Source organism: Streptomyces sp. NPDC017225, assembly GCF_044331465.1.
GTDB lineage: Bacteria > Actinomycetota > Actinomycetes > Streptomycetales > Streptomycetaceae > Streptomyces.
Genome location: NZ_JBIRNE010000001.1, coordinates 301,802 through 320,655, shown reverse-complemented (window position 1 = coordinate 320,655; position 18,854 = coordinate 301,802). Strand labels below are relative to the sequence as shown.

Below are 18,854 nucleotides of genomic sequence, written 5' to 3'. Positions count from 1 at the left end.
TTCCGGCTAGGACTGTGACTTCGCCGCTTCGCACCGTGATCCACGGTCATCCACCGATCCCCGCTGTCTCGTACAGCCCTCGAAGGAGGCACATCGCATGGTCGGCAGACATGCCGCGCGCAGCCGCCGCGCCGCCCTGACCGCGCTCGGCGCCCTGGTCCTGACCGCGCTCCCCTCGGCCGCGTCGGCCGCGCCCCCGCCCGCCCAGGAACGTCAGTCCGCCACCGCCCGGACGCTCGGCGCCGACAAGCCGACGGCGGACGTACTGCGCGCGATGGAGCGCGACCTGAAGCTGACGCCGCGGCAGGCGACGGCCCGGCTGGTCAACGAGGCGGAAGCGGGCACCCGGGCGGGCATGCTGCGCAACACGCTGGGCGACCGCTTCGCCGGCGCCTGGGTGAGCGGCGCGGCCTCCGCCGAGCTGACCGTCGCCACCACCGACGCCGCGGACACCGCCGCCATCGAGGCACAGGGCGCCAAGGCGGCGGTCGCCGAGAAGGGGCTGAGCGAACTCCGCGCGGTCAAGGAGAAACTGGACGCCGCCGCCGTCCGTACGCAGACCACCGAGACACCGGTCTGGTACGTCGACGTGCGGACCAACCGGGTCATGGTCCAGGCCACCAGCCGGTCGGCCGCGGCGGCCTTCGTCGAGGCGGCGGGGGCCGGGGGCCAGGACGTGGGCGTCCGCGTCTCGCAGGACCGGCCGAGGGTGCTGGAGGACCTCATCGGCGGCGACCCCTACTACATCAACGACGTTGCCCGCTGCTCGGTCGGGTTCTCCGTCACCAAGGACGATCAGCAGGGCTTCGCCACGGCCGGTCACTGCGGTGACCCGGGCGACACCACCACCGGGTTCAACGAGGCGGACCAGGGCGCCTTCGAGGCCTCGACCTTCCCCGGCAAGGACATGGCCTGGGTGGGTGTCAACGCCGACTGGACCGTCACCCCCGACGTCAGGGCGCAGGACGGCCAGACGGTGCAGGTCGCCGGCTCGGTCGAGGCGCTCGTGGGTGCCTCCGTGTGCCGTTCCGGCTCCACCACCGGATGGCGCTGCGGTGTGATCCGGCAGCACGACACGAGTGTCAGCTACCCGGACGGCATCGTCGACGGGGTGACCGAGACGACGGCGTGCGCCGAAGGCGGGGACTCCGGGGGCCCCTTCGTCGCGGGCACCCAGGCGCAGGGCACCACGTCCGGCGGCACCGGTGACTGCACGAGGGGCGGGACCACCTTCTACCAGCCGGTCAACCCGCTGCTCAGCGACTTCGGCCTCACCCTGACGACCACGTCCGCCTCGGCGGGAACGCCCGCGCCGCAGGACAACGCGGCCGCGGACGCGTGGGCTGCGGGCCGGGTCTACGAGGTCGGGGCCACGGTGTCCCACGCGGGCCTGCGGTACCGGTGCCTGCAGAACCACCAGGCGCAGGGTGGCTGGTCGCCCCAGGACACGCCGGCCCTGTGGCAGCGTGTCTGACGGACGGTGAGCCGCCGGCCCGGCGGCTCGCGGGCGCGGGGCCGTCGCCGACGGCGGCCCCGCGCCTTCGTCATTGCCCGGCGAGGAACGCGTACGCGGTGGCCATGAACGGGTCGTGGGCGCGGAAGCGCCGGTTGCACACCGCGGCCAGCGCCGTGCCGGTGTCGGGCCGGAAGCCCAGGAACGCCTGCTGGCCGAGGGTGGCACCGCTGTGGAAGTACATCGGCCCGCCGTCGGTGGGGTGCCGGAACCACGCCACCGTGTGCACGTGCCGGTGCCCCAGCCCCCGCCTCAGCACCGGGACCCGTACGGCACGCAGCGCGCCGGCCGCCGGTGAGCCGGCCGGGTCGAGGTGGGCCTCGAGGAAGGTCAGCAGGTCGTGCGGGGTGGACCGGACGGCCCCCGCCGCCTGGAAGCCGCCCGCGTCGAAGGCCGGGACGGGGGTGCGGCCGTCCTTGCGGTGCCCCGTGGCGTCGGTCTTCTCGTCCTGGGCGCGCAGGGCCGTACCGCTCAGGCCGAGGGGGCGCAGGACCTGCCCGGTGAGCAGGTCCTCCCAGGCCGTGCCGGTGACGGCGGCGACGGCGTGTCCGAGCACGGACACGCCGTAGTTGGAGTAGTGCCAGCGGGTGCCGGGCCGGTGCCTCGGTGGGTGGCGCAGAAAGGTGTCGGTCAGCCGCTCGGCCGGGTAGCGGGCGTAGGGGTTGGTACGCCAGGCGGGCAGGGCCCGTGGGGCGAAGCCGGCCGGCAGGGCGGGCAGTCCCGACGTGTGGGTCATGAGGTGGGCGAGCGTCACGGGGTCGGGACCGGCCGGGCGGGCGGGGTCCAGGCAGGCCGCGGCAGGTTCGCCCCCGGTGAGGACACCGCGCCGGACCAGCCGGGTCAGCAGCAGTCCGGTGAGCGTCTTGGAGGCCGACCCGATCTCGTAGCGCAGGTCCTCGCGGGGGGTCGTGGGGGGCGGGGCGGTGCCTCCGCTGTGGAGGGTGCGCCGGCCGTGCCGGGAGACGGCGAAGACGACGTCGGGTGCGTCGGCGACGTCGACGGCGTCGGCCAGCCGTTCACGCAGGGCCGCCTCGTCGGCCGGCCCGGCAGGGCCGGACGCCGACGGGCTGGTGTCCTCCTCGGCGGCCGGATCGCCCGGCCAGGTCGTCGCACGGCCTGTCATGAGCCGCTGTGCGTTAGCTCGGTGAGGGCGCGGGAGGTGGCCAGCAGGGAGGCGAAGGCGGCGACCAGCGTCGGGTGGTAGACGATGTCGAACACCGCCTCGGCGTCGCCCTCGGGCATCGTTCGTATCGCGGGCATGGCGCCGTCGGGCTGCTGCGCGGCGGCGAAGCCCCGCCAGGCGGACTCGTCGAAGGCGGGTCGGGGCAGACAGGCGTCGACGACGAGGAGTTCGCCGAGCAGGTCCCAGCGTTCCAGGTCCAGCCAGTCGTCGACCCAGGCCGGGAGCCAGGCGGCGAGGTAGTCGGCGATCGGGGCCGGCAGGCCGTCGGGGTTCTCGCCCCAGTCGGTGAGGTGGAAGACGGTGTGCGTGATGTCGTAGGCGGTGTGGCCCTCGACCGTCCAGGGTTCGGGGGTGCCGGCCAGCCAGGTGGCGCCCACCAGGTCGGCCTCGGGAGGCCGGGGCGGCAGGCCGAAGCGGCGCTGGAAGGCGGCGAGGCCCAGGCGCCGGGTCGGCGTCACCGGCAACCGCGCCCAGTTCGCCAGCCGGTGGTTGAGGACCGTGGCCCGCTCCACCTCGGGCTGGCTGTAGCCGAGCTCCTTGAACGCCAGGTACACCTCGAACGGGATCGGTGAGAACGGTTCGATGCGCTGCCCGCGCACCAGCATGCGGCCCCCGTCCAGGGTCTCGCGCCAGGTGTGGTCGAGCAGTTGGCGGGCCAGTCGCGCCTGCCGGGACCCGGCGACGCCCTCGCGGAAGAGCACCTTGCAGACGAGGGCGAGTTCGCCGACCGGCTTGAAGCGTTCCAGGAAACCGATCTCGGGGTCGACGTCCGGCTCCAGCCGGAAGCCGTCACGGTGGGCCCACAGCCACTCCAGGGCACCGACTCCGACGCGGTGGATCAGGCGGGTGTCCGTCATCCCGGCACTCCTTGTCCGGCGTGGTCCACGTCCCTCAGCCGTGCCGTGGTGAGGGACGCCGCGAACGCGGCCATCAGAGTGGAGTGGTAGCAGTCGGTGAAGGGGTGGGGTTCCGCGCCGTCGGCGGCCTCGGGGGCGTCCCGCCCGGCGCCCTGCTCGGGGATCGCGCCGGACGCGTGCTGTGCCGCCGCGACGCGCTGCCAGGCGTCCTCCAGGACGGCCGGTTCCGGCGGGCGCGGCAGGCTCGCCGCCACCGCCAGCAGCTCGCAGCCCAGGTCCCACATCCCGGCCTCCAGGCAGGTGTCGAGCCAGGGCGGCAGCCAGTGCAGCAGGTAGTCCGCCAGGTCCGGCGGCACCCCCTGGGGGTCGCGTCCCCATTCGGTGAGGTGGAAGACGACATGGGTGAGCGCGTAACCGGCCGCGCGCTCGAAGGTCCAGGGTTCGGGCAGTCCACCGAGCCAGGTGCGGCCCAGCATCTGCGCCACGCGGCCGTGCGGGTTCAGGCCGCTGCGCCGCTCGGCCTCGAGGACGCCGAGCCGCCGGGTGGGGTACTGCTCGGTCAGCCGCCAGCCGCGGGTGCGGGCCACCACCGCGGCGGACGCCTCGTACCCGGTGTGCCGGTGACCGGCCGAGGCGAAGGCCGCGTACACCTCCAGCGGGTAGGTGGCGAAGGGTTCCAACGACTGCATCAACAGGAACAGCTCGCCCCGGCGGGTCTGCTGCCAGGCGAAGTCCAGCAGGTCGGACGCGCGGGTGTGGAGCGGGTCCGACGGCGGGGCGCACGCGGACACGGACGCGCAGACCTGCGCCAGTTCGCCCAGCGGCTTCCACGTGCGGTTCACCTGGCCGTCGGCCGCCAGCGCGTCCTCACCGAGCGCGAAGCGGTCGCGGTGGTCCCACACCCAGGCCAGGGCGGCCTCCTCGACGCTCCGGACGCTCACAGGAGCACTCCGGCCGGCATCAGCCGCGCCGCCTCCAGTTGCAGGGCGACACGCGGGTCGCTGCCCCCCATGAGCCGTACGAAGTCCAGGCCCGCCTCAAGGCCGAGGGTGTCGGGCACCCCGTCCAGGAGGGTGAGCCAGCGCCCGGCTCCGGCGGCCTGCTGCCAGTCGCGGCGGCGTACCGCTCGCACGAAGCCGCGGGCGACGTCCACCGGACGGCGCCGGGCCGCACGGGTCACCGCGCACTCCACGGCGGGCATCGCGAGCGGGGCGAGTACGGCGAGCTGGTGGGTCAGGAACTGCCAGCTCGCGTCGTCGAGCCAGCCGGCGCCGGGTTCGGCACCCGGCTCGTCGTCGAGCGGATGGGTCAGGGGTTCTTCGAGCCGACGCAGGGCACCGGTCATGGCCCAGTGGCTCCATACGACGGTGGGGGCCGCGTCGGCGCGCGGCGGATGGGCCGCCACGGCGTCCTTGAACACGGCCAGCTGTCCGGGATCGGGCGGAAGGCGCAGGAGTGTGGTGGGCAACAGCACATCGGCGCCCAGGATCCGTACCGCCGCGACGGCGACGCCTTCGCCCGCACCGCTTCCCGTCAGGGTGCCCCCCGCTCGCACGTGGTCTCCGCTCCGAAGAGCGGAGACCACGTCGGAAGCGAGGTCCAGCACCGTCCCCTGGAGAAGGGCTGACGTGCTCGACTGCTCCATCTCAATGCTCCCGTCGGTCCGTCAGCCCTTCTTCGGGCGCGGGGTCGGCGGCGAAAGCAGCAGCTTGCCGCCTCCGGCCTGGAGGGCGAGCGCGGCGCACTCGCGGCTGTCGCGGAAGACTCCGTCGGGCTCGGCGGGGTCCAGTGCCGCTTCGATGTCGATGTTCTCGGTGCGGACTTCCTCGAGCACCTTGTCCTTGGAAGGCATTTCACCATCTCCCTCTGGTAGCCAAAGGCCTTCACACCACAGGTGTCCGGGAAGTCACAAAACATTCCTCTCTTCTCAAATTTCTCAGTAGGTCACTTTTTCAACATATTGGACACATCGTGACATGCGCGCCTTCAGTCGCCGGCTTCACAGACGCCGCAGGCGCCACACGTTGTCCTCGCGGAAGCCTTCGACGCCCTGGGGTGAGGCGCTCGACCGGCGCACGGTCTCCTTGGTCCGGACGGCCCATTCGCCGTCCGGCAGGGCGAGTTCGGCGAGGACCCCGTCCAGGGTGGGGAAGGCGACGTCGAAGGGCGGTTCGGTCTGCCAGGACGGCCACCCGGCGTGCAGGACGAGCAGCAGGGTTCCGCCGTCCGCGACGGCCCGCACGGCGTCACGCAGGACGGTCCGCCGGTCGAGCGCGACCGGCGACTGCAGATAGTGGGCGCTCACCAGGTCGAACGAGCCCTCGGGAAACGACCGGCCCAGCTCGTGGCGTTCCCAGGCGACGCGGTCGCCGACCCCGGCGTCGGCGGCGTGCGCGGCGGCGCGTTCGAGCGCGGTTCCGGAGATGTCCACGCCGGTGACCCGCCAGCCCCGCGAGGCGAGCCACACGGCGTCGGCCCCCTCGCCGCAGCCGAGGTCCAGCGCGGTACCGGGGGCGAGGTCACTCGCCTCGCGGACCAGCAGGTCGTTGGGCCGGCCGCTCCAGACCCGGTCGGTGTCGCGGTAGCGGGCTTCCCAGAACTCCGCTGCGGGAGCCGGCGCGGGCATGTCGGTCATGGTGCCTCCTGGAGAGGGACGGGACGGGACGGATGGACGGATCGTCCGCTCGGCAGCGCGCGCGACGACCGCGCGCCCCGGGTGCAGACTGCACCTGTCGGAGCCCGGACGGCAAAACCCTTTGCGGGTTCGGCAAACCCGGCACACCCGACGCTCGCCACCGTCCGTGTCGGACCGGCCCGTCCTCCCACCCGACGCGTCAGCGCGTCAGGGCACCGGTCCCGGGCTCGGGAGCGTCCGTGCGCACCCATACCGTCCGCTGCGGGAAGGGGATGTCGATGCCCGCCTCGTCCAGGGCGTCCTTGACCCGGCGACGCAGCTCGCGGGTGACACCCCACTGCTGGAGCGGCACGGTCTTGACGGCGAGGCGCACCAGGACGCCGTCGGCGTCCAGGGACTGCACCCCCCACACCGCGGGGTCCTCGAGCAGGAGGTCCGTGAAGTCCGGGTCCTGGCGCAGGGCGCGGCCGGTGTCCTCCAGCACACGGTAGACCGTGTCGAGGTTCGCGTCGTAGGCCACGGCGACGTCCAGGACGGCACGCGCCCATTCCTGGCTGTCGTTGCGGACCCGCAGGATCTCACCGTTGCGGATGTGCCACAGGCCGCCGTTGAGGTCGCGTACGTGCGTCAGCCGCAGGCCGACGTGCTCCACCTCGCCGACGGCCTCACCGAGGTCGACCGAGTCGCCGACGCCGTACTGGTCCTCGACCATGATGAGCAGGCCGGACAGATAGTCGGCGACCAGGCTCTGGGCGCCGAAGCCGATCGCCAGGCCGACCACTCCGGCGCTGGCCAGCAACGGGCCGAGCGCGATGCCGACCTGGTCGAGCACCATGGCCACACCGACCATGAACAGCACGATGGTCACGGCGCTGCTGAGTACCGAGCCGATCGTGCGGGCCCGCTGTTCACGGCGTTGTTTCGCCCGGGTCCGGTCGCGGTGCAGTACGGCGGCGCCTCGCCCCGGCCGTCGGGGCCGGCTGCGCTCGGACTCACCGGCCGTCGGTTCCAGCACTCGCTGGACGACCCGGGTGATGGCCCGCTTGGCCACCGCGCGCACCACCAGCAGGATGACGACGATGAGCGCGATGCGCAGCGGTATCCCGATCAGTGCCGTGGTGTGGTCGCCGATCCAGTCCGACCACGAGGCAGCCAACTGCGGGTCGGTGGCCGGACCGGAGGGCGGGGAGGTGTGCGACATCGGCTCAAGTGCTCCGTTCCTCGGGGATGACGTCTTCGCCGTCGGGCCCGCCTACCCACGGACGGCTCGAGCATGACGCCCGGTGCACTTCGGCGCTCTCGTCATTTCCCCCATCTGTCCGTTATGTCGGACGGTTGCGTCATCTTCACTCGGGTCCGGCCCATCACCGGCCCCGGCCCGGGCACCCGTGAGGAGTCGTCCACAGCGGAGGGGGACCCGCGGCGTGGTTATCGTTGTCGCCGTCCTACTGCTGCCCGGAGTGGGGCTGCTGTTGTTCACCATGACGTACCTGGAGGACCGGCTTTTCGGCGATCCGGGCCCGGCCCGGCACGCCCGGCGCCGGCATCTGCGTCTCGTTCCGGGCGGCAGAACCGGACCGGCCTCGCCACACACGAACCGGAGACCGGCCGGACACCGGTCAGCCGGCCGGGACGCCGCCTGAGGCCCGGCCCGCCGCCACGGCCCCCTGGCCGGTCCGCGGGCGCCGGCCGCGGCGCTCGGGCCGCCAGGTGGCCACCAGGGCCGCGGCCAGCAGCAGTTCGGCGACGTCACCGGCGTAGTACATGATCTCCGCGCCCTGCCGGACCTGGTCGACGGGCGCGTGGATGTGTACGTAGAAACCGCCGTACACCGCCTGGGCGAGCAGGGCGTGGGCGGCGATCGCGATGCCCAGGTACACCAGCCTGGCCGGTACGCCGGGCCGTGCGGGTGCCGGATCGGGGCCGGCGACGGCGTGGGCGAAGAGGCATCCGGAGGCCAGGAAGTGGGCGTTCATCAGCCAGTGGCCGGCCGGGTGGCTCATCGCCGTGTCGTAGAGCGGGGTGAAGTACAGCAGTCCGAGCGTGCCGGTGCTGAGCGCGAGCGCCACGGCGGGGTGGGTGAGCAGACGCGCGGGGCGGCCGTGCAGCAGCGCGGTCAGCCGGCGGGCGCCGGTCGGTGGCAGGGTGCGGAGCGCCAGGGTGACCGGTGCGGCCAGCACCAGGGCCAGTGGGGCGTACATGCCGATGAGCATGTGCTGGGCCATGTGCCCCCGGAAGTCGGTGTGCGCGGCCGGACCCAAGGGAGGCAGCAGCGCGACGGCCAGTACCGCCAGCCCGCCGAGGAACGACGCCGACCGCCGACCGCTCCAGCCCAGGACGGGGTTGCGTCGACGGGCCCCGCGTACGGCGAACAGGTAGCACCCGGCCGCGGCCAGCAGGACGGCCAGGACCAGGACGGTCGGTGCCGCCTCCAGTACACCGTCGCCACTGCCGCTGCCGCTGCCACTGCCACTGCCGTGGCCGTCGCCGGGGCCGTGGGGGTGCGAGTCGAGGGTGCCTTCGTGTGCCCCTGCGTCTGGCCCTTCGTGTGCCCCTGCGCCTGGCCCTTCACGTGACCCTGCGTCTGGCCCTTCGCGTGCGCCTTCGCCCGGGCCGGCCATCAGGGCCGGCCCCCGGCCCGTGCCGTGCCGCGGGGGGCGTCGGGGTCGAAGGGCTGTCCACCGCGCTGGAGCAGGTACCCGGCGATCAGGAACAGGGCTCCGAGGACGAGGAATCCGGCGTCCCACCATGCCTGGTGGGGGCCGGCGTAGACGTGGTGGATGCCCAGGATGTGGTGGTCGAGGACGCCTTCGACCAGGTTGAACAGGCCCCACCCGGCCAGTATCCAGCCCCACAGCACCCGTGAGGTCCACACGGCCCGCCTGTTGTGGGTGACCCGGGAGTACAGGAGGGCCAGGCCGAGCAGGACGGAGACCCAGCACACGGCGTGGAAGATGCCGTCCCACACCGTGTTCATCTCCAGCCCGGAGACGGTGTTCGGGCTGTAGTACTTCACGCCGATGCGGTCGTCGTTGGTGCTGGTGAGCATGTGGTGCCACTGCAGGAGCTGGTGGAGCAGGATGCCGTCGACGAAGCCGCCGAGTCCCACCCCGAGGACGATGCCTGGCAGCCGGATGCTGTTCGGCGCCGTCGCGGCCGCCCGGGTCTCACCTGTCGTGGTGGCCATCGCCTGTACTCCGTCCCGTCGGTGGCGGTGCGCGCGGACCCAACGGGACACGGCTTCCCGGTCGCGGGCCGGTGTCACCCGCCGACGAGGTCATTCCGCCCATTCGCGTCAGTCTCCTCGATGGCTCGCACCGCTCTCGTGCCGGGCGCTACGGGGCGGCCTCGGGGACGCCGGCCTCCCGCAGCCGATCGCCGAGCCGGCGCAGCCCGCGGCGGGCGTGGCTCTTCACCGTGCCGAGGGGCCATCCGGTCAGCCGGGCGATCTGGGTGTGCGTCAGGTCGTCGTAGAAGGCGAGGTCGAGGACCCTGCGCTGCGGTGCGGGGAGCCGCGCCAGTTCCTGGCCGAGGACCACCCGGTCGAGTACGGCTTCCGGCCGGACGGCCGGGTCGTACGGGGGCTGCGCGAGCCGGGCGCCGGCCGCCGCGACGAGGTCTGCGCGCCGTGTGCGGGCGGTCAGCGCGTCAGCGATCTTGCGGCGGGCGATGCCGACCAGCCAGCCCGCCAGTACGCCTCGCGCGGGCACGAAGGTGTGCCGGCCCCGCCATGCGGCCAGGAACACCACCTGGGTGACGTCCTCCGCCTCCCGCGCGTCGCCCAGCGCCCGGTGCGCCAGCGTGAACACGAGGCCGCTCCACCGGTGGTGGGCGGCCGCCAGACAGGCCTCGTCGCCGCGCGCGAAGCCTTCGGCCAGTTCCTCGTCGGCGAGCGGCTCCCCGGCCGTCGGCGCGCCGGGCAGGGCGGGGACGGTCCACCCGCGGGGCCACTGTGCGGTCATGATGGCTGCTGCTCCTTCACCAGTCGGCCGGGGTCCGGCCGGCCCGGCCGCCGCGGACGCCTCCGGCCGCCCCAGCCTGGGCAGGGCGGTCGGGGGCGGGCAACTCGCACCGATTGTGCGTCGTATGGTGGGGAGGTGCCTGGAGGGGATGAAGTGAACGGCGAGGACGGCGAGGACGGCGCGTGCCCGGACCCGGCGGACGACGTCGGTGTCACGACCGGCACCCTGGCACGGCGGCTCGGTGTGTCGCCCACGACGGTCAGATCGTGGGACCGGCGCTACGGGCTGGGTCCGGCCGACCGGGAAGGCGGCCGGCACCGGCGCTGGCGGACGGCGGACATCGCCGTGCTGGAGGAGATGTGCCGGCTGACCGCCGTCGGGGTCGCGCCTGCCGAGGCCGCGCGCGCCGCGATGAACGGGGCGGGGCGAGGACGGGCCGGGACGCTCCGGGCGCGGGTCGCGCCGTCGACGCCGGGCGCCGGGCCCTCGAAGGCCGGTTCCGCGCCACGGGTGCCCGGTGTCCCCTCCCAGGCCTTGCCGGGCTCCGGTGTCGCGTCACCGGCACCGGGTGATCCGTCCCCGGCCGTTCCGTCGCCGGCGCCCGGCGGCGCCCGTTCCGGTGGGAGTGGTCTGCCGCTCGGCGACGTGCGCCACGAGGCGCGCGGGATCGCCCGTGCCTCGGTACGGCTGGACTCACCGACGGTGCAGCGGCTGCTGAACACCTTCGTCCAGGAGCACGGCGTCGTCGCCGCGTGGGAGGACGTGATGATGCCGACGCTGCACGCGGTGGGCCGCAAGTGGCAGACCAGTGGCGACCGTTACGTGGAGGTCGAGCACCTGCTGTCCTGGCACGTCTCCACCGCGCTGCGCAGCGCGCCGTTGCTCCGGCCCTGCCCGCGGCCACCGTCCGAGGCGGCACCCGTGCTGCTCGCCTGCGTCCCCGACGAGCAGCACACCCTGCCGATCGAAGCGCTGGACGCGGCGCTGCGCGAGCGGGGCACGGCCACGCGGATGCTGGGCGGCGCCGTCCCGGCCCGGGCGCTGACCGCCGCCGTGCGCCGCACGGGACCGGGCGCCGTCGTGCTCTGGTCCCAGACACGGTCCACGGCCGGCTCTCCCCTCGCCCGGCACCTCGCCGGCACACGGTGGGGCGTCAAGGGGGCCCGGCGCGGCCCCGTCGTCCTGGCCGCCGGTCCGGGGTGGGGGCACCGGGCGCCACCGGGAGTGCTGCGGCCGCGCGAACTGGCCGAGGCACTGGCGATGCTGTCCCGGACGGGAAGCACGCACGATTCACGCAAGGAGAACCGATGAACACTGAGGAACGGCGCGGCACGGACGCGGACACGCACACGGACACGGACGCGGAGTTCGTGAGGTTCTGGCAGGAGCGCCGGCTGTGCTTCCTGTCGACGCAACGCGCCGACGGGACCCCGCACCTGGTCCCGGTCGGGGTGACGTACGACCACGCCACCCGTACGGCACGCGTCATCACCGGCGGGGCCACCGCGAAGGCGCGCAACGTCCGGCGGGCCGAGCGCCCCGTCGTCGCCGTGAGCCAGGTGGACGGAAGGCACTGGTCCACCCTGGAGGGCGTCGCGACCGTGCGGGACGACGCCGAAACGGTCCGCGACGCGGAGACCCGGTACGCGGCCCGCTACCGGCAGCCCCGGGCGAACCCGGAGCGGGTCGTCATCGAGATCGCCGTCCGGCGCTTCCTCGGCACGGTGCGTCCCCTCGCACCCTCCGGGGGCGGCGCCCCCGGAGGCCTTGAGGGGTGAGCCCACCGGGTCAGTCGCCGCTCCCCGGGCGGGAGACGGCGCCCCCCGCCGCCCCGGCCGGTGTCCGGCGGCCGAGGCGTCCGGGCCACCACGCGACGGCGCCGATGTCGCGGGCCAGCGCCGGCACCAGCAGCGAACGCACCACGAGGGTGTCCAGCAGGACGCCGAAGGCCACGATGAAGGCGATCTGCACCAGGAAGGCCAGCGGGATCACCCCGAGGGCGGCGAACGTGGCGGCGAGGACGACACCGGCCGAGGTGATCACGCCACCGGTGGCGGTCAGACCGCGCAGGATGCCCTGTCGTACGCCGTGCTCCAGGGACTCCTGCCGTACGCGGGACATGAGGAAGATGTTGTAGTCCACGCCGAGGGCGACCAGGAACACGAACCCGTACAGCGGGACGGAGGCGTCGGTGCCGCTGAAGCCGAACACATGGGTGAAGACGAGGGCCGAGACCCCCAGGGTGGCCAGGAAGTTCAGCGCCACCGTCGCCACCAGCAGGACCGGCATCAGCAGGGAGCGCAGCAGGACGATCAGGATGGCCAGGATGATGGCGAGGACCACGGGCACGATGAGCGAGCGGTCGTGCTCGGCGGTGCGCTGGGTGTCGTACTGCTGGGCGGTGTAGCCGCCGACCAGGGCGTCCGCGCCGGACACGTCGTGGACGGCGGACCTGAGCCGGGCCACCGTGTCCTTGGCGGCGTCGCTGTCCGCCGGCGCCTGCAGCGTCGCGTCGATCCGCACCCGCCCGTCGACCACCTTGGGCTCCCCGCCGCCCGGCCGGCCGGAGGCGGTGACCGCGGCGGCGGAGGCCACCCCGCGGGTGTCGCGGGCCGCCGCGAGGACGGGGTCGAGCCGGCCGGCGTCCGCGATGATCACGGCGGGGTTGCCGGAGCCGCCCGGGAAGTGCCGCGCCAGGGTCTGCTGGGCGGCGACCGAGGGAGTGTCGTTCACGAAGATCTCGTCCAGCGGTACGCCCTTGGAGGTCAGGGTGGGCGAGAAGGCCGCGCAGGCGATCAGCGCGGCGAGGGAGATCGCCCAGATGCGGCGCGGGGCCCGGTCCACCAGTGCGGCGATGCGGTGCCACAGGCGGTGTCCGGCCTCCGGGTCGCCGGTCCTGACGGGCTTGGCCGGCCAGTAGGCGGCCCGGCCGAGCAGGACCAGGACGGCGGGCAGGAAGGTGAGCGTGCTCAGTACGGCGCAGACGATGCCGATGGCGCCGACGGGTCCGAGCGCGCGGTTGTTGGTCAGGTCGCTGAGCAGCAGCGCGAGCAGGCCCGCGGCGACGGTCGCCGCGCTGGCCACGATGGCGCCCCAGGACGCGCGCAGCGCCGCGCGCATGGCGCCGAAGCGGTCCGGGTGCCGGGCGATCTCCTCGCGGTAACGGGCGGTCAGCAGGAGCGCGTAGTCGGTGGCGGCGCCGATGACCAGGATGGAGAGGATGCCCTGGACCTGCCCGTCGACGCGTACGACGTCGCGGTCGGCGAGCGCGTAGACGATCGCGCAGGCCAGGCCCAGCGCGAAGACGGCTCCGAGGATGATGACCAGGGGCAGCAGGACGCTGCGGTAGACGAGCAGCAGGATCACCAGCACGGTGACCAGCGCGACGCCGAGCAGCAGCCCGTCGATGCCCGCGAAGGCGTCGGAGAGATCGGCCTGGGAGGCCGCCGGCCCGGCGAGTTGCGCCTGGGTGCCGGGGACCTGGCCGGCGGCGTCGCGGATCTGCTCCAGGACGTCGGGCAGACGGTCGCCGAGATCGGGCTCGACCTGGACCACGGCTTGGAGTGCTTCGCCGTCGTCGGAGGGGAGGGCGGGCGTCGCGGGGCCGACGATCCCGGGCTCCCCTTCGAGGCCCGCGACCGACCGGGTCGCCGCCGCCCGGTGTTCGGTGACGGCGCCGTCGGCGGTCCACACGACGATCACGGGGAGGGTCTCGTTCTGCTGGAAGGCCTTCTGCGCGTCGACGACCCGGGTGGACTCGGCGCTGCGGGGCAGGAAGGCGGCCTGGTCGTTGGTGGCGACCTCGCCGAGCTTTCCGGCGTACGGGCCGAGTGCTCCGCCGATGCCGAGCCAGGCCAGGAGCAGGACGACGGGGACGAGCCAGCGGGCTCGTCGGGAGGGGATGGACATCGGTCTTCAGGTCTCCTGGTCTCCAGTGGCACGGGAAGTGACTCGATCATAAACAATCTCAATGATTGAGTTACTTGGGGGTCGTCGTGACACACCCACTTATGCCCGGCCGCACCTGCCGGATGCGGCACGCGGCGGAAAATCAGCCGTCGTCCGACCCCACCAGCCGCAGTTCCCCGTTCATCGCCGCCAGGAAGCGGACCACGACCGCCAGTTCACTCTCGTCCAAGCCGGAGGACGCGGCCGTGGCCGCTTCGGCCAGCGGACGGAAGTACGTCCGAGCCGCCGCCCGGGCGCCGGGCACGTAGTGCAGATGGACGACCCGGCGGTCGGCGCTCTCCCGGACCCGGCGTACGTGCCCCGCACGCTCCAACCGGTCCACGCACGCCGTCACGGCGCCAGAGGTGAGCCCCAGGTGCTCGCGCAGCCGCCCCGGCGTCATGGGCTCCTGCGCGTCCAGGATCGCCGCGAGTGCCTGGACGTCGGTGGCGTGCAGTCCGTGTGTGCCGGCGAAGCTCTGCACGAGCCGGTTGATCTCGCCGTTCATCCGCCGGAGCTGCGCGGCGAGGACGTGCAGTTCGCTCGCCTCAAGCCCCGCTCCGGCCCCCCGTTCGGACTCCGCCGCGGTGGTCCGCCCGGACCCCGCTCCGGTTTCCCGCTCGTGCGCGTGCTGTCCGCGCTGGTTCGCTGTCGCCACGTGATCAGCGTATAGAAGGGTCAACCTGGGCCGTCGCGCATCCACCGCGGCCCGCGTGTGGGAAGTGATCACCGCGACGACTTCCCTCGCGAGACGGAGCCTGGCCCATGAGCGAAGTACACGGCCGCGTGAGCGGCGACGGCGACGGCAACGCCGGGGACGGCGACGGAGCACGCGGCCCGCGCTGCCTGGTCACCGGTGCCACGGGGTACATCGGCGGCCGGCTCGTGCCGGAACTCCTCGCCGCCGGGCACCGGGTGCGGTGCCTGGCCCGCTCCCCGCACAAGCTGCGCGACCACCCCTGGGCCGGGGACGCCGAGGTGGTACGGGGAGACGTCACGGACGCCGGCTCTGTCGCCGGGGCGATGGAAGGTGTCGACGTCGCCTACTACCTGGTGCACGCGCTGGGTGGCGGCGGGGACTTCGAGGAGACCGACCGGCGGGCGGCGCGCACCTTCGCCGAACAGGCGGAGGCGGCCGGTGTACGGCGCATCGTCTATCTCGGCGGCCTGACCCCACCGGACGTGCCCGAACGGGAGCTGTCGCCGCACCTGCGCTCGCGCACCGAGGTCGGCCGCGTGTTCCTGGACTCCGGTGTGCCCACGACCGTCCTGCGCGCCGCGGTCGTCATCGGCTCCGGGTCGGCCTCCTTCGAGATGCTGCGCTACCTGACCGAACGGCTGCCGGTGATGGTCACGCCGAGCTGGGTCCACACCCGCATCCAGCCGGTCGCCGTCCGGGACGTGCTGCGTGCCCTCGTCGGCAGCGCGCGGATGCCCGACGACGTCTCTCGCGCCTTCGACATCGGCGGACCCGACGTCCTCACCTACCGGGACATGATGGTCCGGTACGCCGAGGTCGCGGAGCTGCCGCGGCGCCTGATCCTTCCGGTGCCGATGCTGACACCCGGCCTGTCCAGCCACTGGGTCGGTCTGGTCACCCCCGTGCCCGCGTCCATCGCGCGCCCGCTCACCGAGTCGCTGCGGCACGAGGTGGTGTGCCGCGAGAACGACATCGTCCGGTACGTCCCCGCCCCGCCGGGATACCCGCTCGGCTTCGACGACGCGGTCCGGCTGGCCCTGCGACGCGTGCGGGAGGCCCGGGTCACCACCCGCTGGTCGTCCGCGTCCGTGCCCGGTGCGCCCAGCGATCCGCTGCCCACCGACCCCGACTGGGCCGGCGGCAGTCTCTACACCGACCACCGCGCGCTGACCGTCGACGCCCCGCCGGACGCGCTGTGGCGGGTCGTCGAGGGGATCGGCGGCGACAACGGCTGGTACTCCTTCCCGCTCGCCTGGGCGGTACGCGGCTGGCTGGACCGGCTGGTCGGCGGGGTCGGCCTGCGCCGCGGCCGCCGGGACGCCGCCCGGCTGCGGGCCGGCGACTCGCTCGACTTCTGGCGGGTGGAGGAGATCGTCCCCGGCCGTCTGCTCCGGCTGCGCGCGGAGATGCGGCTGCCGGGACTGGCCTGGCTGGAGATGTACGCCGAGACGGACGGCGCGGGCCGTACACGCTACCGCCAGCGGGCCCTGTTCCATCCGCACGGGCTGGCGGGCCACGCCTACTGGTGGAGCGTGTGGCCCTTCCACGCCGTGGTCTTCGGCGGCATGGCCCGCAACATCGCCCGGGCCGCCGTCCGGGACCACCGGCGGTCGGCGGCCGTGCAGGGCCCACGGCAGGGGCAGTGACCCCGCCCGCGTCCGGGGGCCCCAGGCCCCGGCCCCGCACCCCTGGCCCCAGTCCTCACCCCTTCATCCTCAGCCCTCAGCCCTCAGCCCTCAGGCGAGAGCCAGAGCGTGTGCGAGTGCGAGTGCGAGCCAGAGTGAGTGCCAGAACCCCCAGGAGAGTCATGCCCACGTCGGTCGTCCTGTTCACCCGCGACCTGCGGCTGCACGACCACCCGCCGCTTCGCGCCGCCCTCGAGGGCGCCCGCGCCGTCGTACCGCTGTTCGTCCGCGACCGGGCCGTCGACGCCGCCGGTTACGCCGCACCCAACCGGCTCGCCTTCCTCGCCGACTGTCTGCGGGACCTGGACGCCGGACTGCGCGAGCGGGGCGGACGGCTGGTCGTCCGCTCGGGAGACCTGACCGAGGAGGTGTGCGCGGTGGTCGGCGAGGCGGACGCCGACGAGGTGCACATGGCGGCCGACGTCAGCGCGTACGCACACCGGCGCGAGGAAGTCCTGCGGACCGCTCTGGAGGCGCGGGGCTGCCGGCTGCACGTCCACGACGCCGTGACCACCGTGCTGGCCCCGGGGTCCGTCACCCCCGCCTCCTCCGACCACTTCGCCGTCTTCACGCCGTACTTCCGGCGCTGGTGCGAGCGGCCCGTACGGAGCGTCCTGCCCGCGCCCCGCCGTATCCGCGTCCCGGACGGCGTCGGCTCACAACCGCCGCCTTCCCGCGGGGACCTGCCGGGGCTCTCCCCGGGACTGCCGCCCGGCGGCGAGAGCGAGGCCAGGAAGCGACTGACGGCCTGGTTGCGCGGCCCCGTCGCCGGCTACGAGGACCACCACGACGACCTGGCCGGCGACGCGACCTCCCGTCTCTCCCCCTACCTGCACTTCGGCGCCCTCTCCCCCGCCGAAACGGTCCATCGCGCGCGTCGCGGGGGCGGCCCCGGCGCCGAGGCGTTCGTACGGCAGCTGGCCTGGCGCGACTTCCACCACCAGGTCCTGTCCGCGCGGCCGCACGCCTCCGCGCTCGACTACCGCACCCGGCACGACCACTGGCGTTCCGGGCCCGGGGCCGAGGAAGATGTCGCCGCCTGGAAGGACGGGCGCACGGGTTACCCGATCGTCGACGCCGCGATGCGCCAGCTGCGGCACGAGGGCTGGATGCACAACCGGGGACGCCTGCTGACCGCGAGTTTCCTCACCAAGACGCTCTACGTGGACTGGCGCGTCGGCGCCCGGCACTTCCTGGACCTGCTCGTGGACGGCGACATCGCCAACAACCAGCTCAACTGGCAGTGGGCGGCGGGTACCGGGACCGACACCCGCCCCCACCGCGTCCTCAATCCCACGACCCAGGCCAGGCGGTTCGACCCCGACGGGGCGTACGTCCGGCGCTGGGTGCCCGAGCTGGCGGGCCTGGAGGGCCGGGCCGTGCACGAACCCTGGAAGCTGCCCGGCCCCGAGCGCGCCGGCCTCGACCCCTACCCGGACCCGATCGTGGACCTCGCCGAGGGCCTGGAACGCTTCCGCCGGGCCCGCGGACGCGACTGACCGACCGCCGGGACACTCCCCGCACGCGGTTTCCCGCGTCAGCCGAAGGGCCTGTTCACAGCGTACGGGTGCCGGGGCTGTCGGGACGGGCCGTGTGGTCGGGGTGGCCACGGGTCCGGCGGGCCTCCTTCAGCTCCGCCTCGTACAGATGGTCACGGCCCTCGGCGAGCCGGTCCACCGCCTCGCGCTCCAGGTCCCGGAACGCCTGGTAGTACGTCCGGTCGTACGCCTCGACGATCTGGAACGTCCAGTGCCCGGGGATGACGTTGCGTCCCAGGATCTCGGTCCGGACGCGCTCGGCCCATTCCGGGTGGCCCGCCTCGCGCAGCAGCTCGACCGCGCGGTCCAGTTCGAAGTCCGCGGTGCCGGTGAGCTGGTGGAAGGCGAACAGGTGCCCACGGGCACGATCGGTCGTCTCCAGTGCCTTGGACAGGGCCCCGAGGGCTTCCACCGTCTCGTCGCTGACGCCCTCGGGGCGTCGGTGCGGGTCTTCCATGCCGTGGTCGGTCCCTTTCGATGAGCGTGAGAGGGGGGTCACGTCAGCGGATCGTGGCCCCAGTTCATGAGCGAGTGCCGCCACCGGGTGTCCCGGACATCGCCCGAGGGCCGCTGGGCCAGATGCCGGCGGATGTAGCCGACGACCTTGCGCATGTGCTGGTAGTCGTCGTCCGAGAGGTCGCCCTTCCTCGTCCGCAGGATCTCCACGATCCGGCGGCCGGACGCGTGCCCGGTGGACTCTCCCCCGTCCTTGTGCTGTCCGGCTTCCCGCGACTGGTCGGAGGCCAGCCATTTCTCCAGTTCGGCAGGCGTCATGTTCACCAGTTCGCGGAACCGGTCACCGGTCTCCTTGCTCTCCTCGTCGTCCACACCGA

At 73.7% G+C, this 18,854-nt stretch carries 19 protein-coding genes; 5 read left to right on the top strand and 14 right to left on the bottom strand.

All coding sequences use genetic code 11. The features are described from left to right. Nucleotides 1–97: 97 nt before the first annotated feature. A complete protein-coding gene (locus ACH4NX_RS01300) occupies nt 98–1,474 on the top strand; it encodes a trypsin-like serine protease (protein ID WP_398127300.1) in 1,377 nt (458 codons plus the stop codon). Nucleotides 1,475–1,544: 70 nt separating this feature from the next. On the opposite strand, the gene ACH4NX_RS01295 is transcribed toward ACH4NX_RS01300, so the two are convergent. From ACH4NX_RS01295 to ACH4NX_RS01250, 10 genes are all read right to left on the bottom strand, one after another. Next, entirely contained in the window at nt 1,545–2,636 is a 1,092-nt protein-coding gene (locus ACH4NX_RS01295) for a serine hydrolase domain-containing protein (protein WP_351394852.1), read from the bottom strand. Continuing rightward, nucleotides 2,633–3,553, bottom strand: coding sequence for a DUF6895 family protein (locus ACH4NX_RS01290; RefSeq protein ID WP_351394850.1), 921 nt, complete (start codon nt 3,551–3,553; stop codon nt 2,633–2,635). Before ACH4NX_RS01290 ends, ACH4NX_RS01295 begins: the two co-directional genes overlap by 4 nt. Beyond that, the gene (locus ACH4NX_RS01285; protein ID WP_351394847.1) at nt 3,550–4,494 is read right to left on the bottom strand and encodes a DUF6895 family protein; all 945 of its coding nucleotides are present in this window, start codon (nt 4,492–4,494) and stop codon (nt 3,550–3,552) included. The genes ACH4NX_RS01290 and ACH4NX_RS01285 overlap by 4 nt, the downstream gene beginning before the upstream one ends. Then, on the bottom strand, nt 4,491–5,198 hold the full coding sequence (locus ACH4NX_RS01280; protein WP_351394845.1) for a hypothetical protein: 708 nt from the start codon (nt 5,196–5,198) through the stop codon (nt 4,491–4,493). The genes ACH4NX_RS01285 and ACH4NX_RS01280 overlap by 4 nt, the downstream gene beginning before the upstream one ends. A gap of 21 nt (nt 5,199–5,219) precedes the next feature. Further along, nucleotides 5,220–5,405, bottom strand: a complete 186-nt coding sequence (locus tag ACH4NX_RS01275; protein WP_351394842.1) for a hypothetical protein — start codon at nt 5,403–5,405, stop codon at nt 5,220–5,222. 147 nt (nt 5,406–5,552) lie between these two features. After that, nucleotides 5,553–6,188, bottom strand: coding sequence for a class I SAM-dependent methyltransferase (locus ACH4NX_RS01270; RefSeq protein ID WP_398127299.1), 636 nt, complete (start codon nt 6,186–6,188; stop codon nt 5,553–5,555). Between the two features lie 199 nt (nt 6,189–6,387). After that, nucleotides 6,388–7,389, bottom strand: coding sequence for a mechanosensitive ion channel family protein (locus ACH4NX_RS01265; protein WP_398127298.1), 1,002 nt, complete (start codon nt 7,387–7,389; stop codon nt 6,388–6,390). A gap of 418 nt (nt 7,390–7,807) precedes the next feature. Continuing rightward, a complete protein-coding gene (locus ACH4NX_RS01260) occupies nt 7,808–8,809 on the bottom strand; it encodes a cytochrome c oxidase assembly protein (RefSeq protein WP_398127297.1) in 1,002 nt (333 codons plus the stop codon). Then, complete coding sequence (locus tag ACH4NX_RS01255) at nt 8,809–9,375, bottom strand: DUF2243 domain-containing protein (protein ID WP_398127296.1); 567 nt, start codon at nt 9,373–9,375, stop codon at nt 8,809–8,811. The genes ACH4NX_RS01260 and ACH4NX_RS01255 overlap by 1 nt, the downstream gene beginning before the upstream one ends. A gap of 148 nt (nt 9,376–9,523) precedes the next feature. Beyond that, nucleotides 9,524–10,150: a sigma-70 family RNA polymerase sigma factor gene (locus tag ACH4NX_RS01250; RefSeq protein ID WP_351394828.1), complete on the bottom strand. Its 627-nt coding sequence runs from the start codon at nt 10,148–10,150 to the stop codon at nt 9,524–9,526. A 153-nt stretch (nt 10,151–10,303) separates the two neighbouring features. Between ACH4NX_RS01250 and ACH4NX_RS01245 the strand changes: the two genes are divergently transcribed. Both ACH4NX_RS01245 and ACH4NX_RS01240 read left to right on the top strand, forming a co-directional pair. After that, nucleotides 10,304–11,461 (top strand): MerR family transcriptional regulator, encoded by a 1,158-nt coding sequence (locus tag ACH4NX_RS01245; RefSeq protein WP_351394825.1) that lies wholly within the window; start codon nt 10,304–10,306, stop codon nt 11,459–11,461. Then, nucleotides 11,458–11,928: a TIGR03618 family F420-dependent PPOX class oxidoreductase gene (locus tag ACH4NX_RS01240; protein ID WP_398127295.1), complete on the top strand. Its 471-nt coding sequence runs from the start codon at nt 11,458–11,460 to the stop codon at nt 11,926–11,928. The genes ACH4NX_RS01245 and ACH4NX_RS01240 overlap by 4 nt, the downstream gene beginning before the upstream one ends. A 10-nt stretch (nt 11,929–11,938) precedes the next feature. On the opposite strand, the gene ACH4NX_RS01235 is transcribed toward ACH4NX_RS01240, so the two are convergent. Together ACH4NX_RS01235 and ACH4NX_RS01230 are read right to left on the bottom strand one after the other, a co-directional pair. Next, nucleotides 11,939–14,059: an MMPL family transporter gene (locus ACH4NX_RS01235; RefSeq protein WP_398127294.1), complete on the bottom strand. Its 2,121-nt coding sequence runs from the start codon at nt 14,057–14,059 to the stop codon at nt 11,939–11,941. A gap of 142 nt (nt 14,060–14,201) precedes the next feature. Further along, nucleotides 14,202–14,756 carry a MarR family winged helix-turn-helix transcriptional regulator gene (locus ACH4NX_RS01230; protein ID WP_351394816.1) on the bottom strand — a complete coding sequence of 185 codons (555 nt, stop codon included), beginning with the start codon at nt 14,754–14,756 and terminating at the stop codon, nt 14,202–14,204. A 107-nt stretch (nt 14,757–14,863) separates the two neighbouring features. Between ACH4NX_RS01230 and ACH4NX_RS01225 the strand changes: the two genes are divergently transcribed. Further along, a complete protein-coding gene (locus tag ACH4NX_RS01225; RefSeq protein WP_351394814.1) occupies nt 14,864–16,444 on the top strand; it encodes an SDR family oxidoreductase in 1,581 nt (526 codons plus the stop codon). A gap of 161 nt (nt 16,445–16,605) precedes the next feature. Beyond that, the gene (locus tag ACH4NX_RS01220) at nt 16,606–17,982 is read left to right on the top strand and encodes a cryptochrome/photolyase family protein (RefSeq protein ID WP_398127293.1); all 1,377 of its coding nucleotides are present in this window, start codon (nt 16,606–16,608) and stop codon (nt 17,980–17,982) included. A 55-nt stretch (nt 17,983–18,037) separates the two neighbouring features. Here the strand turns inward: ACH4NX_RS01220 and ACH4NX_RS01215 are convergent, their stop codons facing one another. After that, the gene (locus ACH4NX_RS01215) at nt 18,038–18,478 is read right to left on the bottom strand and encodes a hypothetical protein (protein ID WP_351394808.1); all 441 of its coding nucleotides are present in this window, start codon (nt 18,476–18,478) and stop codon (nt 18,038–18,040) included. A gap of 38 nt (nt 18,479–18,516) precedes the next feature. Further along, the gene (locus ACH4NX_RS01210; protein ID WP_398127292.1) at nt 18,517–18,849 is read right to left on the bottom strand and encodes a DUF3140 domain-containing protein; all 333 of its coding nucleotides are present in this window, start codon (nt 18,847–18,849) and stop codon (nt 18,517–18,519) included. Nucleotides 18,850–18,854: the final 5 nt, after the last annotated feature.

Coding starts and splice junctions, on each gene's coding strand:
- ACH4NX_RS01300 (WP_398127300.1), top strand. CDS start 98: ATGGTCGGCAGACATGCCGCGCGCAGCCGCCGCGCCGCCCTGACCGCG.
- ACH4NX_RS01295 (WP_351394852.1), bottom strand. CDS start 2,636: ATGACAGGCCGTGCGACGACCTGGCCGGGCGATCCGGCCGCCGAGGAG.
- ACH4NX_RS01290 (WP_351394850.1), bottom strand. CDS start 3,553: ATGACGGACACCCGCCTGATCCACCGCGTCGGAGTCGGTGCCCTGGAG.
- ACH4NX_RS01280 (WP_351394845.1), bottom strand. CDS start 5,198: ATGGAGCAGTCGAGCACGTCAGCCCTTCTCCAGGGGACGGTGCTGGAC.
- ACH4NX_RS01275 (WP_351394842.1), bottom strand. CDS start 5,405: ATGCCTTCCAAGGACAAGGTGCTCGAGGAAGTCCGCACCGAGAACATC.
- ACH4NX_RS01270 (WP_398127299.1), bottom strand. CDS start 6,188: ATGACCGACATGCCCGCGCCGGCTCCCGCAGCGGAGTTCTGGGAAGCC.
- ACH4NX_RS01265 (WP_398127298.1), bottom strand. CDS start 7,389: ATGTCGCACACCTCCCCGCCCTCCGGTCCGGCCACCGACCCGCAGTTG.
- ACH4NX_RS01260 (WP_398127297.1), bottom strand. CDS start 8,809: ATGGCCGGCCCGGGCGAAGGCGCACGCGAAGGGCCAGACGCAGGGTCA.
- ACH4NX_RS01255 (WP_398127296.1), bottom strand. CDS start 9,375: ATGGCCACCACGACAGGTGAGACCCGGGCGGCCGCGACGGCGCCGAAC.
- ACH4NX_RS01250 (WP_351394828.1), bottom strand. CDS start 10,150: ATGACCGCACAGTGGCCCCGCGGGTGGACCGTCCCCGCCCTGCCCGGC.
- ACH4NX_RS01240 (WP_398127295.1), top strand. CDS start 11,458: ATGAACACTGAGGAACGGCGCGGCACGGACGCGGACACGCACACGGAC.
- ACH4NX_RS01235 (WP_398127294.1), bottom strand. CDS start 14,059: ATGTCCATCCCCTCCCGACGAGCCCGCTGGCTCGTCCCCGTCGTCCTG.
- ACH4NX_RS01225 (WP_351394814.1), top strand. CDS start 14,864: ATGAGCGAAGTACACGGCCGCGTGAGCGGCGACGGCGACGGCAACGCC.
- ACH4NX_RS01220 (WP_398127293.1), top strand. CDS start 16,606: ATGCCCACGTCGGTCGTCCTGTTCACCCGCGACCTGCGGCTGCACGAC.
- ACH4NX_RS01215 (WP_351394808.1), bottom strand. CDS start 18,478: ATGGAAGACCCGCACCGACGCCCCGAGGGCGTCAGCGACGAGACGGTG.